This window comes from Dickeya dadantii NCPPB 898 (genome assembly GCF_000406145.1).
Taxonomy (GTDB): domain Bacteria; phylum Pseudomonadota; class Gammaproteobacteria; order Enterobacterales; family Enterobacteriaceae; genus Dickeya; species Dickeya dadantii.
The window spans coordinates 469,992-483,799 of record NZ_CM001976.1; the positions used below are offsets into that span (position 1 = coordinate 469,992).

13 protein-coding genes are annotated in these 13,808 nt (G+C 58.8%); 9 read left to right on the plus strand and 4 right to left on the minus strand.

Annotated features, from left to right (window positions below; translation table 11 throughout):
* Positions 1-7: 7 nt before the first annotated feature.
* Genes DDA898_RS02635 through DDA898_RS02645 form a run of 3 tightly spaced genes read left to right on the plus strand, consistent with a single transcriptional unit; the run spans position 8 to position 3,387 of the window.
* Positions 8-1,075 carry an ABC transporter permease gene (locus DDA898_RS02635; RefSeq protein ID WP_038900157.1) on the plus strand — a complete coding sequence of 356 codons (1,068 nt, stop codon included), beginning with the start codon at positions 8-10 and terminating at the stop codon, positions 1,073-1,075.
* The gene (locus DDA898_RS02640; RefSeq protein WP_038910125.1) at positions 1,068-2,579 is read left to right on the plus strand and encodes an FGGY family carbohydrate kinase; all 1,512 of its coding nucleotides are present in this window, start codon (positions 1,068-1,070) and stop codon (positions 2,577-2,579) included. The genes DDA898_RS02635 and DDA898_RS02640 overlap by 8 nt, the downstream gene beginning before the upstream one ends.
* Before the next feature lie 10 nt (positions 2,580-2,589).
* On the plus strand, positions 2,590-3,387 hold the full coding sequence (locus DDA898_RS02645) for an SDR family oxidoreductase (protein ID WP_038910126.1): 798 nt from the start codon (positions 2,590-2,592) through the stop codon (positions 3,385-3,387).
* Positions 3,388-3,489: 102 nt separating this feature from the next.
* Here the strand turns inward: DDA898_RS02645 and DDA898_RS02650 are convergent, their stop codons facing one another.
* The 4 genes from DDA898_RS02650 to DDA898_RS02665 all read right to left on the minus strand — a co-directional run bounded on the left by DDA898_RS02650 (position 3,490) and on the right by DDA898_RS02665 (position 6,234).
* Positions 3,490-4,149 carry a cytolytic delta-endotoxin gene (locus DDA898_RS02650; protein WP_038910127.1) on the minus strand — a complete coding sequence of 220 codons (660 nt, stop codon included), beginning with the start codon at positions 4,147-4,149 and terminating at the stop codon, positions 3,490-3,492.
* 71 nt (positions 4,150-4,220) lie between these two features.
* Positions 4,221-4,832 carry a type-1Ba cytolytic delta-endotoxin gene (locus DDA898_RS02655; RefSeq protein ID WP_038910128.1) on the minus strand — a complete coding sequence of 204 codons (612 nt, stop codon included), beginning with the start codon at positions 4,830-4,832 and terminating at the stop codon, positions 4,221-4,223.
* Between the two features lie 96 nt (positions 4,833-4,928).
* Entirely contained in the window at positions 4,929-5,528 is a 600-nt protein-coding gene (locus DDA898_RS02660; RefSeq protein WP_013316151.1) for a type-2Aa cytolytic delta-endotoxin, read from the minus strand.
* Between the two features lie 70 nt (positions 5,529-5,598).
* Complete coding sequence (locus tag DDA898_RS02665; protein WP_022631961.1) at positions 5,599-6,234, minus strand: delta-endotoxin CytB; 636 nt, start codon at positions 6,232-6,234, stop codon at positions 5,599-5,601.
* 594 nt (positions 6,235-6,828) lie between these two features.
* Here DDA898_RS02665 and DDA898_RS02670 point away from each other — a divergent pair.
* The 6 genes from DDA898_RS02670 to DDA898_RS02695 are packed head-to-tail and all read left to right on the plus strand — an operon-like array spanning position 6,829 to position 13,656.
* A complete protein-coding gene (locus DDA898_RS02670; RefSeq protein WP_038912404.1) occupies positions 6,829-8,361 on the plus strand; it encodes an ABC transporter substrate-binding protein in 1,533 nt (510 codons plus the stop codon).
* A 46-nt stretch (positions 8,362-8,407) separates the two neighbouring features.
* Complete coding sequence (locus tag DDA898_RS02675) at positions 8,408-9,325, plus strand: ABC transporter permease (RefSeq protein WP_013316154.1); 918 nt, start codon at positions 8,408-8,410, stop codon at positions 9,323-9,325.
* Between the two features lie 9 nt (positions 9,326-9,334).
* Positions 9,335-10,261 carry an ABC transporter permease gene (locus DDA898_RS02680; RefSeq protein WP_038910129.1) on the plus strand — a complete coding sequence of 309 codons (927 nt, stop codon included), beginning with the start codon at positions 9,335-9,337 and terminating at the stop codon, positions 10,259-10,261.
* A gap of 26 nt (positions 10,262-10,287) precedes the next feature.
* On the plus strand, positions 10,288-11,337 hold the full coding sequence (locus DDA898_RS02685) for an ABC transporter ATP-binding protein (protein ID WP_038910130.1): 1,050 nt from the start codon (positions 10,288-10,290) through the stop codon (positions 11,335-11,337).
* Positions 11,334-12,197: an ATP-binding cassette domain-containing protein gene (locus DDA898_RS02690; protein ID WP_013316157.1), complete on the plus strand. Its 864-nt coding sequence runs from the start codon at positions 11,334-11,336 to the stop codon at positions 12,195-12,197. Before DDA898_RS02685 ends, DDA898_RS02690 begins: the two co-directional genes overlap by 4 nt.
* A 40-nt stretch (positions 12,198-12,237) precedes the next feature.
* Positions 12,238-13,656 carry a M20 family metallopeptidase gene (locus tag DDA898_RS02695; RefSeq protein WP_038910131.1) on the plus strand — a complete coding sequence of 473 codons (1,419 nt, stop codon included), beginning with the start codon at positions 12,238-12,240 and terminating at the stop codon, positions 13,654-13,656.
* Positions 13,657-13,808: the final 152 nt, after the last annotated feature.

Sequence of the window (13,808 nt, forward strand, 5' to 3'; positions counted from 1 at the left end):
GTTCATCATGAGTCAAAAATACACGCTGTATATGTACCTGCTGAAAGCCCGTACTTTCATCGCGCTGCTGATCGTGATCGTCTTCTTCAGCCTGATGGTGCCGAACTTTCTCACCCCTTCCAACCTGCTGATCATGACTCAGCATGTGGCGATCACCGGGCTGCTGGCCATCGGTATGACGCTGGTGATCCTCACCGGCGGCATCGATCTTTCCGTCGGCGCGGTGGCCGGTATCTGCGGCATGGTGGCGGGCGCGCTGCTCACCAACGGCATTCCGCTGTGGGGCGGCAATGTCCTGTTTCTCAACGTGCCAGAGGTGATCCTGACGGTGGCGGTATTGGGGATGGCGATCGGGCTGGTGAACGGGGTGGTGATCACCCGGCTGGTGGTGGCGCCGTTCATCTGTACGCTGGGCATGATGTATGTCGCCCGCGGCGTGGCGCTGTTGTTCAACGACGGCAGCACCTACGCCAACCTCAACGGGATGCCGGCGCTGGGCAACACCGGGTTCGCCTTTCTGGGTTCCGGCACGCTGCTTGGTATTTATCTGCCGATCTGGCTGATGCTGGCGTTTCTGCTACTCGGGCTGTACCTGACGCGCAAGACCCCGCTGGGCCGCTATATCTACGCCATTGGCGGCAATGAGTCCGCCGCCCGCCTCGCCGGGGTGCCGATCGTCAATGTGAAAATCTTCGTCTACGCCTTTTCCGGGCTGTGCGCCGCGCTGGTGGGGCTGGTGGTGGCGTCGCAGCTGCAAACCGCCCATCCGATGACCGGCAACATGTTCGAGATGGACGCCATCGGCGCCACCGTGCTGGGCGGCACCGCGCTGGCGGGCGGCCGCGGTCGGGTGTCCGGTTCGATTATCGGCGCGTTCGTGATCGTGTTTCTGGCCGACGGCATGGTGATGATGGGCGTCAGCGACTTCTGGCAGATGGTGATCAAAGGCGTGGTGATCGTCACCGCGGTGGTGATCGACCAGTTCCAGCAGCGGCTGCAAAACAAGGTGGTCATGATGCGTCGCCACGAAAAAAAGCAGGCGGTTAACCCGCTGTCGGAGGTGAGCCATGTCTAGAGACCTGATCGTCGCGCTGGACGAGGGCACCAGCAACGTCAAGGCGGTGGCGATCGACGCCGGCGGCCGGGTGCTGGCCCGCGCCTCCCGACCGCTCGGCCTGATCACCCCGCGCGCCGGCTGGGTGGAGCAGGATGGCGAGGCGCTGCTGGCCGGGTCTTTCGCGGTGGTGCGCGAGGTGATGGAACAAGTGGGCGCCGAACGCGTCGCGGCTCTGGCGGTCAGCAATCAGCGCGAGACGGCGATCGGCTGGCAACGCGACACCGGTCGGCCGCTTTCCGCGGCGCTAAGCTGGCAGTGCTCCCGCTCGGCGCCGTTTTGCGAGCAGCTACGGCGCGACCAGCAGGAGGCGGCGATCCGCGCGGCGACCGGGCTGCCGGTGGCGCCGCTGTTCTCCGGCTCCAAAATGCGCTGGCTGCTGGACAACACGCCGGACGGCCATGCCCGCGCGGCACGCGGCGAAATTTGCCTCGGTACCATCGACGCCTGGCTGCTGTGGCACCTCACCGGCGGGCGGCAGTTCCGCTGCGATCTTTCCAACGCCGCTCGCACCCAGTTGCTCAATCTGCACCGCTTGCAATGGGATGACGCGATGCTGGCGCTGTTCGGCATCCCGCGCGCGGCGCTGCCGGAACTGATGCCCTCGGCCGGCGAGTTTGGCGTCACCTGCGGCGTGCCCGGCGTGGCGGACGGCATCCCGATTCTGGCGATGGCGGGGGATTCCCACGCCGCGCTGTACGGTCACGGACTGGGACGGTTGGGTGGGGTGAAAGCCACCTACGGCACCGGGTCGTCGGTGATGGCGCCGCTGGGCGCGCCGGATACGCGCATCACCACGCTGGCGACCACCGTCGCCTGGCACGACGGCGAGCGGGCGGTGTACGCGCTGGAGGGCAACATTCCCCACACCGGCGACGGCGTGGCCTGGATGCTACAGGCCACCGGCCTCAACCGGTTGCCGGAGGCGGAGCTTGCCGGGGCGTTGCAGACGCTGCCCGCCGGCATCGATTCCACCGACGGGGTGTATTTCGTGCCGGCGCTGACCGGCGCGGGCGCGCCCTGGTGGAACGATCGGGCGCGCGGGGTGATGTGCGGCCTGAGTCGCGGCAGCGGGCAGGCGCATCTGGTGCGGGCGGCGCTGGAGGCTATCGCCTACCAGATCGCCGATGTGGTGGCGGCGATGCGGCAGCATCCGGATTTTCATCTGGATCGGCTGATGGTGGACGGCGGGCCGACCCGCAACGCCTGGCTGATGCAATTTCAGGCCGACTTGCTGGGCTGCCCGGTGGCGCGCAGCACCACCACCGAGCTGTCGGCGCTGGGGGCCGGGCTGCTGGCGCGCCGCGTGCTCGGCTCGCTGGAAGATGAACAACTGGCGCGGCTGTTGCCGACGCACGATAGCTGGCTGCCGGACGACGCGCGCCATCAGCGTTATCAGGCGAACTGGCAAGGGTGGCAGGCGGCGGTCCGGCGCACGCTGTGGCAGGCGGATCTCAATGGGTAAGGAGAGCACGATGCAACGCGATTTTTATGATAAGACGGTGGTGATCACCGGCGCGTGCCGGGGGATTGGCGCCGGGATCGCCGGGCGGTTTGCCCGCGACGGCGCTAATCTGGTGATGGTGTCCAACTCGGAACGGGTGATGTCGACGGCGCAGGAGATACAACACCGCTATGGCGCAGACGTGCTGCCGCTGGTGGCGGACGTGACCGAGGAAGCGCAAGTACAGGATGTGTATCAGCAGGCGGCGGCGCGCTTCGGGCAGATTGACGTGTCGGTGCAGAACGCCGGGGTGATCACCATCGATTACTTTGACCGGATGCCGAAGGCCGATTTTGAGCGGGTGCTGGCGGTGAATACCACCGGCGTATGGCTGTGCTGCCGTGAAGCGGCGAAGTACATGGTGAAGCAGCAGCGCGGTTGCCTGATTAATACCTCGTCCGGTCAGGGGCGCAAAGGCTTTATCTATACGCCGCATTACGCCGCCAGCAAGATGGGGGTGATCGGCATTACCCAGAGTCTGGCGCAGGAGCTGGCGCCGTGGAACATCACCGTCAACGCGTTTTGTCCCGGCATCATCGACAGCGAGATGTGGGATTACAACGACCGGGTGTGGGGGGAGATCCTCAGCACCGATGACAAACGCTACGGCAAGGGCGAACTGATGGCGGAGTGGGTACAGGGCATCCCGCTCAAACGCGCCGGCAAACCGGAAGACGTGGCCGGGCTGGTGGCGTTTCTCGCCTCCGACGACGCGCGCTACATCACCGGGCAGACGATTAATGTGGATGGCGGGTTGATCATGTCGTGACGGGTTCGCGGCGGATTACCCGCTGCGTGCGATCCGCACCCAAGTCCGAACCCCAACTGACTGCGCTAATCGCGCCGGTTGGGCAGGACTTGGGTCGCGGCATTATCCTGATAATGGCTGGCTGACTTTCAAGCCGTCCAGATTCACGGCGTAGTATGCATGGGATGAGATCGTGATAAACAACACTTTTTCTTCGCTAACATCAACATTGACCAGCATCCCTAAAGGGATCGCGATTAACTTTTGATTCTGCTGGATAGCGAACAATAAATTATAACTGTAGCTGGTACTGCTGCCGCTCTCTTTTGACCAGAAAATCCATGCGCTTTCACTGTTGCGATGCAGGTTTAAAAATCCCGTTTTAATGGTATCGATAATTTGATTTTTGAGTGAAGCGGAGAGCGAACCGCCGATCACCGAATCAATATGATCGGAAACTTGTGCGATGGTTTTTTCAGGCGAGTCGCTGGCAATGTGGGAATTAATCACTTGCTCTATGGTTAATCCGGCTGCGTTGGCCACATTAATTGCTTTGGGGGTATCAAAGCTGAGACTGGACGTTAATGCATTCTGAAATACCCGGCTGATGGCAAACGACTGGGGAATATATTTTGCATCAACGCTGAACAGAGTTTTGAAATGCAATGGCTGATCTTGCTCGGCCTGCAAAGCATACCCCCTGAGCATGGTGGGAGCAGGGGTAACGTTCAACACGATCGGGCTGTTATAAATTGTCGGATGTAAGTCGTCGGTAATATACAACGTAGACCCCCATTTTTAGGGTAATGAAATGATATCCTGTTGATTAATCGGGGAAGGATACGTCCTGATGATTATCCCAGCGGCGTGACAACCTGAAATCCTTTTACGCCTATCGTGATCTGCTCTTTTTGCAAGGTTAAACGCCAGTCTTTGGTGCTAAATATATCGGATATCGCGGTGTTCGGCGTCACGGTGATAATTAGCGGGCCAGCGGCCATCATGGCGCCTGTTTCTTCACCCTGACTGACAATAAATAAACTGTATGAGTAACTGGTTACCGAATGCCCCGCATCAGGTTGGGCATTGATATGAAACCAGGGTTTATCTTTTTGTGTTTCCAGATCACAAAAGGCATGAGATAAGATATTTTGGATATAGGTATCCTGACTAATACCCAGCACGCCTTCTATTTTCAGCTGCTCGGACAGTGTGGTGGTTAAGGCTGACAGTGTGCTAAATGACTTTTTTAAGGTCATGTTATTGGTGGCGATGATGGCTAAGTCAGGTTGCGCTTGTGCTTTCTTCAATGCTTTAGCCAAATCTAATTGACCATTATCATCGACTTCGTGTGCAAAAAGTTGGGCCAACTGTATGGCCTGTGCATAATAGTGCTCGTTTTCCAGATTGAGAAAAACCTGATACGGTAAGGTATTACCATCATCTGGGTAGATTTCTATACTCATGTTCTCACCATGAAATTAATGTTGATCATGCAGTTAATATTGTTCATGTAATTAATATTGACCAATGTAATTGATATTGATAGGTCCAGTCTGCCACTATTCTGCCGTCAGTGCCTCAACAATCACCATACTCTTGAAGTTCATTTTTTGTGTAATTGATGAGCCTGCTACCAATGCCAGAACATTAGCACTTGCTTTGGTAATAGTAATCTCTACGCTGGTTAACTGACCGACCATGACTGAGCCTGTGGTCTCATTTTGTGTAACGTCAAACATATTATATTGATAATGCAGCGTATTCGATTGCTCGCTGAAAATTGTAAAGTAGTTACCGTTTTTCTGCGCATTGAGGTCGATAAAGGCTTTAGCGGCAATACCGAATGCCATCCAATTTTCCGTTGCCGCGCCTTGCACCATGCGGATAAGGTTCTGAAGCTGGTCTATCGCGACCCAGACCTGAGACACGTTACTGTTGCCTTTTACGGTATGCGTGCCCACGACCGCCAGGGTATCGTGACTTTTGGCGAGCGAGAGCGCCTTTTCGAAATTGATGCCCTCCTGAGGAAGACAGGCTTCATTGAAAATGCTAGCCATATTCATGGCCTGATCAACATTCTTTAAATCAACGTTTAACGTTACACTGAAATTTTTACTTTCGTCGGCAGTATTAGTCGGATTCAATGCAATATTGTTCATCTCAGTGCCTTAGTTCATAACCGTTCGGGATAATAGTAAAAATGCCATGGCGAGCATGGCATTTTTAGGATTAGGATTTTAGCGCTTCAACAACAGTGATGGATTTCACATTAACGGAATAATTATGTTTGTCTTTTGTGGTGATCCAAAGCACTTGCTGTTTATCGACATCGACGGTAATCGTCAGGCCGATAGGGGCAGCCGCCATAACGGACCCGGTATCCTGATTAGCAATAGCAAACAGGATGTTGTAGGTATATGTGGTTTTTGACTCGCTTTCCTTATTCCAGAAAATCCATTTACTTTCTTTTTGCGCGTCAAGGTTGGTAAAACCTTGTTCAATCGTGTTGGCGAATTTTTTATAGGTTGGACTTTCTTTATCGAGCACCACGCCGACAACGGTATCCAGCAGCTTCATAACGTCATCAACCATGGCGGATACCTGGTTGTTCTGTTTGACAATCGACTGATTTATTGTGCCGATTATAGCCATTTCAGGATGTTGTTTTACCAGACCGATGGCTTTGTCAAAGTTAAATTCAAGATCGTCCCCATTAATGGCATCCTGAAATACTCTTGACATGGCAATTGCCTGGCCAACATATTTTGTCGGCATTTGGAATAATGTATTGAAATTGAGATCTAAATTTGAATCTTTGGCCAGTATTTCATTGCTGTTAAGAACGACAATATTGTCGAATTTCATGGTAATACTCTCCAAATATAAAATATAGAGATGAGGGTGGTCAGAGCTATTTTCCTTTTAAGGTTAGGATTCGATCTTATAAAAATCAAGTTACATAATTGTGTATTTTAATTGTGCGAAATAATTTGTTTATGGCTAATCATTCGTCGGGTTATTTTTGGGGATTTCAATGAATATATTTATTTCAGGGTAAGTGCGTGTTTTATTTCCCCTATTTTAATTTTTATATTGCTGATGATAGTCAATGATATTTTGCTACGGGCGTTGAATGCGCCTTTCTAAAAACAAGAAATAACCTCATCTTATTGATAATCACGCAAATGGTGCAGGTGGGGAAGTTTTTGCACTGAAATAGCCCTCGATTTTATGCTATCCGGCGTCGGCCGCGGCCTGCCGGAGAGGGCTTTTCATTCATTTTTATTATTTCTGACGCTAATGAATCCAGTGTTTATCGGTTCTTTCTCTTTTTGAGAAAGCCTGCATCGAAAATTGATAACAGTCGACAGCAATAATAACCCGTCTCTGGCGTTAATCTTGCAATGCCAATATGCATGTTTTTGTTAATCATTCCTCAGGAACGATGTGGAGAACATCATGACTCATCAACTGGCAAGGCGAATTTATCAATATCTATTAATGGCATTGTTATTAGGCGGTACGACTTATAGTTATGCCGGCAAACAAAATGACACGCTGGTTTATGCCTCCGACAGTGAGGTGGAAAACGTCAGTCCATACCACAATAATATGCGCGAAGGGGTGATTCTGGCGCATCTCGCCTGGGATACGCTGATATATCGCGATCCGAAAACCGGAGAATATAAAGGCGAACTGGCGACCGACTGGAAATGGGAATCGCCGGTGGTATTGCTGCTGCACCTGCGTAAAGGCGTGACTTTCCATAATGGCGATAGCTTTAGCGCCGATGACGTGGTGTATACCTTTCAGAGCATCGCCGGGCCGAATACCGCCTCGGTGATCCCGCAAAGCGTGGACTGGATCGACCATGCGGAGAAGGTCGATGACTACACCGTGCGCCTGCACCTGAAAAAACCGTTCCCGGCGGCGCTGGAGTACCTCTCCGGCCCGACGCCAATCTACCCCGCTAAATATTTCCAGCAGGTGAAGCTGGAGGGCTTCAGCAAAGCGCCTGTCGGCACCGGCCCGTACAAAATCGTCAAAGTGACGCCGGGGCAAGGGGTGTCGATGGTGAAAAACCCGGACTATTTCAAAGACAGCCCGATCGGACAACCGAAAATCGGCAAACTGCAGTTTGTGGTGATCCGCGACCCGGAAGCGCGCGTGGCTCAACTGATGACCGGCCAGGTGGACTGGATCTGGCGCGTGGCGTCGGATCAGGTGGACTCGTTGTCCGCCATGCCGAACATCGCGGTGAAAAGCGGTGAAACCATGCGCGTCGGCTTTCTGGAGCTGAACACCAACGCCAGCGGGCCGGAGGGCGTGCCGTTCAAGGACCTGCGCGTGCGTCAGGCCATCAATTACGCCATCAACCGTCAGGCGATGGTGGACAATCTGGTACGCGGCGGCAGTAAACCGGTGTATTCCGCCTGCTTCCGCACCCAGACTGCCTGCGACGCCAGCCAGGTGATTCAGTACCCCTACGACCCGGCCAAAGCCAAACAGTTGCTGGCGGAAGCGGGGTACGCCAACGGCTTCGACACCGACTTGTGGGCCTATCGCGAGCGTGATTACGCCGAAGCCATCATCGGCGATCTGCGCAAGGTCGGCATCCGCGCCCGCCTGCACTTCGTGCAATACCCGGTGATGGCCAGCGCGTTGGCGTCCGGTCAGGCGCCGCTGGCGTTCAGCACCTGGGGCTCGTTCTCCATCAATGACGCCACCGCGTTCGTTACCCCTTATTTCGGCGGTAAAGGCAGCGATATCTGGAAAGATCCGCAGGTGATCGCCGAACTGGCGAAAGCGGACGAGGTGGTGGACCCGCAGCAGCGCGCCGCGCTGTACGCCGCACTGCTGGGTCGCATTTCGGCGCAGGCGTATATGGCGCCGCTGTTCTCCTATTCCACCCATTACGCCTTTACGTCCGACCTGAACTTCCAGGACTGGCCGGATGAACTGCCGCGCTTCGCCGAGGCGAGCTGGAAGTAATCGCCGCCGGGAAACCGGCCGCGCCTGAGTTGTAAGGAGTTCGCTTATGGTGAAGTACGTTTTTCATCGGTTACTGGTGGCGCTGGCGGTGCTGTTTACCGTGGCGGCGGTCAGCTTTTCGCTGCTGCACCTGTCCGGCGATCTGGCGACCGCCATCGCCGGGCCGGACGCCACCGCCGAAACCATCGCCCAGATCCGGGTGCAAAACGGGCTGGATAAACCGCTGCTGACCCAGTTTTCCAGTTGGATGTGGTCGGCGCTGCAGCTGGATTTCGGCCGCTCGTTCTACTTTGAGAACACGGTGATGGAACTGGTCGGCCAGCGGATGCCGGTCACCCTCAAACTCGGCGGCGTGTCGCTGCTGCTGGCGCTGGTGCTGGCGATCCCGCTCGGGGTGCTGGCGGCGGTGTTCCGCGATACCTGGGTCGATCGCCTTGCCATGCTGGTGTCGGTTATCGGCCAGGCAATGCCCAATTTCTGGTTCGCGCTGGTGCTCATCCTGATCTTCGCCGTCGGGCTGAAATGGCTACCGGTAGCGGGCAACGCCAGCTGGCAAAACTTCGTGCTGCCGGCGGTGGCGCTCGGTTACTACGCCATGCCGTCGCTGATGCGCCTGACCCGCTCCGGCATGCTGGACGTGCTCGGCTCCGATTACATCCGTACCGCGCGCGCCAAAGGGTTGAGCGCGTTTAAGGTGGTGGTCAAGCACGGCCTGCGCAACGCCATCATCCCGGTGGTGGCGCTGGCGACGGTGGAGCTGGGGTTCATGCTCGGCGGCTCGGTGGTGATCGAATCGGTGTTTTCGTTGCAGGGGCTGGGTCAGTTGGCGTGGGACTCCATCTCGCGCAACGACTTTCCGGTGGTGCAGGCCATCGTGTTGATTATCGCCGTGTTTTATATCGGGCTGACGTTTCTGGCGGATGTGCTCAACGCCGCGCTGGACCCACGACTGCGCAGCAAATAAGGAGCCGTGATGAAAACTGCAATGGCACGACTGGCCGTGATGATGAAACCCGCTCCGCAGCCGGGCCTGCTGCCGGAGCCGGGACCGTGGCGGCGCTGGCGGCGCAAGGTGCTGGGCCACCACGGCATGACGCTGGGGCTGGTGATTCTGGGGACGATTATATTGCTGGCGGTGCTGGCGCCGTTCATCAGCCCGCACGACCCCTACGCGCAGGAGGTCAGCCGCCGGCTGATTCCGCCGGTATGGCATGACAAGGGCAGTTGGGAACATCTGCTCGGCACCGACAAACTGGGGCGGGATTACTTCAGCCGCCTGCTGTTCGGCGCGCGGGTGTCGCTGACCATTGGGCTGGTGTCGGTGATGCTGGCGGGCACCATCGGCATTGCGCTCGGGGTGCTGGCGGGTTATTTCGGCGGCCGGGTGGACGCGGCGGTGAGCTATCTTCTCACCGTGCGCCTGTCGATGCCGGTGATTCTGGTGGCGCTGGCGCTGGCCTCGCTGGTGGGCGGTTCGGTCAAGGTGGTGATCATGCTGCTGGGCCTGCTGCTGTGGGACCGCTTTCTGATCGTCTCCCGCACGGTGACGCGCCAGCTGCGCGAGGCGGAGTTTATCGCCGCTGCCCAGACGCTCGGCGCCTCGTCGCTGTTCATCATGCTGCGGGAGATTCTGCCCAACCTGCTGGGGCCGCTCACGGTGGTGGCGACGCTGGAAATCGCCCACGCCATCCTGCTGGAGGCGACGCTGTCGTTTCTCGGCCTCGGGGTGCAGCCGCCGATGCCGTCCTGGGGGCTGATGGTGGCGGAAGGTAAAGCCTACATGTTCTTCCAGCCGTGGGTGATTGTGATTCCGGGCGTGGTGCTGGCGCTGCTGGTGCTGAGCATCAATCTGGTGGGTGACGGGTTGCGCGATGTGACCGCGCTGGACGGGCGCAATTGAGCGCCTTAGGCTCTGAGGATAACGCTATGCATACAACGATTGAGACTACCGTTAGGGCCAACCCGTCGGCCGGAGGGCCGAGCGAGGGACAGGCCGAAATCGTGCTGGAAGTGAAAAACCTGCGGGTTGATTTGGCGACGCCGCGCGGCACGTTGCACGCCGTGCGCGGCATCGATTTTTCGGTACGGCGCGGCGAAATGTTGTGTCTGGTGGGGGAATCGGGCTGCGGCAAGTCGATGACCTCGCTGGCGCTGATGGACCTGCTGCCGCGCAACGCGGTACGCAGCGCCGATACGCTGCGCTTTCGCGATACCGACCTGCTGTCGCTGCGCCCGCGCGAACGGACGGCGCTGCGCGGCAGCCAGATGGCGATGATCTTTCAGGAGCCGATGACCTCGCTCAACCCGTCGTTCACGCTGGGGGATCAACTGTGCGAAACGCTGTTGGCGCATCGCAAGGTATCGAAAGCCGAGGCGCGTGAACGCGCAGTGTACCTGATGGAGCGCGTTGGCATCCCGATGGCGGTGGAGCGGCTACGGCAGTACCCGCACCAGCTCTCCGGCGGCCTGCGCCAGCGCATCATGATCGCCATGGCGCTGATGTGCGGCCCGGAGCTGATCATCGCCGACGAACCGACCACCGCGCTGGACGTCACCATTCAGGCGCAGATCCTGCGGATGCTGCGCGAGCTACAGCAGGAATTCGGCACCGCGGTGATCTTCATTACCCATGACCTTGGCGTGGTCGCGCGCATCGCCGACCGGGTGGCGGTGATGTATGCCGGGCAGGTGGTGGAAACCGCGCCGGTGAGGGAGCTGTTTCACCAGCCGTGTCACCCCTATACCCGCGGGCTGCTGGAGTGCATTCCGGTGGCCGGGCGCACCGTGCCGGGTGAGCCGCTGCACGCCATCCCCGGCGTAGTACCGAGCCTGATCGGCCCGCAGCACGGCTGCGCGTTTCGCAACCGTTGCAGTCAGTGCCGCGATCGCTGCGCGCAGGACACGCCCTATGTTTCGGTGACGGATCAACATGCGGTGCGCTGTGTCGAGGCGCTGATGGCGGAGGAGCCGGTATGAGTCAGATGACAGAAGAACGCGGCCGTCCGCTGCCGCACATTCCGGGCAACGACGATATCGCGCTGGAGCTGTGCGCGCTCAGCCGGGTGTTCCGGCTTAATCGCGGGCTGTTCTCCCGGCCCGGCGAAATCCGCGCGGTGGACAACGTGTCGCTGCGCATCCGCCGGGGTGAGACGCTGGGGCTGGTGGGCGAGTCCGGCTGCGGCAAGAGCACGCTGGCGAAAATGCTGCTCGGCCTGCTGCCGCCGACCTCCGGCAACGTGTTGATCGAAGGGCGCGAGATCGACGCCGGCGATCGCCGCGAGCTGGCATCGCGTATCCAGCCGATCTTTCAGGATCCCTATTCTTCCCTTAATCCGCGCCGTACGGTGGCGGATATCGTGGAGGTGGCGTTGCGGCTGCACAACATCGGCACCCCGACACAGCGCAAACAGCGGGTGCGCGAGATGCTGGACGTGGTGGGGATGCCGGAACGTACTCATGGTCAGTATCCCGGACAACTCTCCGGCGGCCAGCGCCAGCGGGTGGCTATCGCCCGCGCGCTGATCCTGCAGCCGGAGATCCTGATTTGCGACGAGCCGACCTCGGCGCTGGATGTGTCGGTACAGGCGCAGATCCTCAATCTGCTGCTGACGCTGAAAAAAGAGTTCGGCCTGACCTATCTGTTCATCAGCCACAACCTGTCGGTGGTGGAATATCTGGTGGATCACGTGGCGGTGATGCGTAAAGGCACCATTGTGGAGCAGGGCACCCGCGAGCAGGTATTCGGCGCGCCGCAGCATCCTTATACCCGCGCGCTGCTGGCGTCGGTACTGACGCCGGAGCCGGGACTGGGCATTCCGGACATTGGCGTGGCGTAAGCCGTAAAGCCGGTATGACGTGAATAAAAAAGGACAGACGATGACACGTGAAGAGATGATGCAAGCCGCGGCGGCGTATTTCGAATCCGGCGCATTCCGTGGCGCGCTGGCGCGCCGGGTAGCTTGCCAGACCGAAAGCCAGAACGCGGATCGCGCGCCGGCGCTGATGGGCTACCTGACCGACGAGATGATTCCGCAGTTGAACCAGATGGGGTTCGAGTGCCAGGTGGTCCCCAACCCGGTGGCGGAGCGCGGGCCATTCCTGCTGGCGCGGCGTATTGAACCGGATGCGGCGCTGACGGTGCTGACCTACGGCCACGGCGATGTGGTGATGGGGGATGCATCGCGCTGGCGCAGCGGGCTGTCGCCGTGGACGCTGACGCCGGACGGCAACCGCTGGTACGGACGCGGCACCGCCGACAACAAAGGCCAGCACACCATCAATCTGGCGGCGCTGGCGCTGGTGTTGAACGCGCGCGGCGGCCGGCTGGGCTACAACGTGAAGCTGATTCTGGAAATGGGCGAAGAGTGCGGCTCTCCCGGCCTGGAGGCGGTGTGCCAGCAGTACCGCGACTGGCTGGCGGCGGATCTGTTTATCGCCTCGGACGGCCCACGCGTCTCCGCCGACCGGCCGACGCTATTTCTCGGTTCGCGCGGGGTGTTCAACTTCGGCTTACAGCTGACGCTGCGCGACGGCGCGCACCATTCCGGCAACTGGGGCGGGTTGCTCAGTAACCCCGGCATCCGGCTGGCGCATGCGATTGGCTGCCTGGTGGACGCCAACGGCCGCATTCTGGTGCCGGAATTGCTGCCGCCGCCGCTGTCGGCGTCGATCCGCCGCGCGCTGTCGGATCTGGAACTGGGCGGCGCGCCGAGCGACCCGGCTATCGATCCGCACTGGGGCGAGCCGGGGTTGAACGCGGCGGAAAAGGTATACGGCTGGAACACGCTGGATGTGCTGGCGTTCGTCACCGGCAACCCGGACAAGCCGGAACATGCCATTCCCTCCAGCGCCCGCGCCCAATGTCATATGCGTTACGTACCGGGCAGCGATGTCGAGAATTTCGCCGAACACATTCGCCGCCGTCTTGATGCCTGCGGGTTTGAGGATGTGGCGATCGTCAAACCGGATAACTGTTTTGAAGCCACCCGCATCGACCCGGACGACCCCTGGGTACGCTGGGGCGTGGATTCCATCGAACGCTCGGTCGGCAAGCAGGCGGCGGTGCTGCCCAACTTCGGCGGCGGCTTGCCCAACGCCTGCTTCCTGCGTACGCTCGGCCTGCCGACGCTGTGGGTGCCACACTCCTATCCCGCCTGCTGTCAGCACGCCCCCAACGAACACCTGCTGGCGGACGTGGCGCGCGAAGCGCTGCAAATCATGAGCGGCCTGTTTTGGGATCTGGCGGAAGAGGGCTATGGGGTAAAGAAGTTAAGAGAACAACATGTGATTGTGTGAACCCATATGACTGTGTGAGCCCGTAGATATCACTCATATCTTGATAGTGGCGCGTGTTGCCTTCTGGCGTAAAAAATTTTGCTGAGGGATAGGTGGCCGTAGGGTGAGCCGCATTATGCGGCGAAAACTCGTGCCGCGCCGGGAGCGCGTCA

Coding starts and splice junctions, on each gene's coding strand:
- DDA898_RS02635 (WP_038900157.1), top strand. CDS start 8: ATGAGTCAAAAATACACGCTGTATATGTACCTGCTGAAAGCCCGTACT.
- DDA898_RS02640 (WP_038910125.1), top strand. CDS start 1,068: ATGTCTAGAGACCTGATCGTCGCGCTGGACGAGGGCACCAGCAACGTC.
- DDA898_RS02645 (WP_038910126.1), top strand. CDS start 2,590: ATGCAACGCGATTTTTATGATAAGACGGTGGTGATCACCGGCGCGTGC.
- DDA898_RS02655 (WP_038910128.1), bottom strand. CDS start 4,832: ATGAGTATAGAAATCTACCCAGATGATGGTAATACCTTACCGTATCAG.
- DDA898_RS02660 (WP_013316151.1), bottom strand. CDS start 5,528: ATGAACAATATTGCATTGAATCCGACTAATACTGCCGACGAAAGTAAA.
- DDA898_RS02665 (WP_022631961.1), bottom strand. CDS start 6,234: ATGAAATTCGACAATATTGTCGTTCTTAACAGCAATGAAATACTGGCC.
- DDA898_RS02670 (WP_038912404.1), top strand. CDS start 6,829: ATGACTCATCAACTGGCAAGGCGAATTTATCAATATCTATTAATGGCA.
- DDA898_RS02675 (WP_013316154.1), top strand. CDS start 8,408: ATGGTGAAGTACGTTTTTCATCGGTTACTGGTGGCGCTGGCGGTGCTG.
- DDA898_RS02680 (WP_038910129.1), top strand. CDS start 9,335: ATGAAAACTGCAATGGCACGACTGGCCGTGATGATGAAACCCGCTCCG.
- DDA898_RS02685 (WP_038910130.1), top strand. CDS start 10,288: ATGCATACAACGATTGAGACTACCGTTAGGGCCAACCCGTCGGCCGGA.
- DDA898_RS02690 (WP_013316157.1), top strand. CDS start 11,334: ATGAGTCAGATGACAGAAGAACGCGGCCGTCCGCTGCCGCACATTCCG.
- DDA898_RS02695 (WP_038910131.1), top strand. CDS start 12,238: ATGACACGTGAAGAGATGATGCAAGCCGCGGCGGCGTATTTCGAATCC.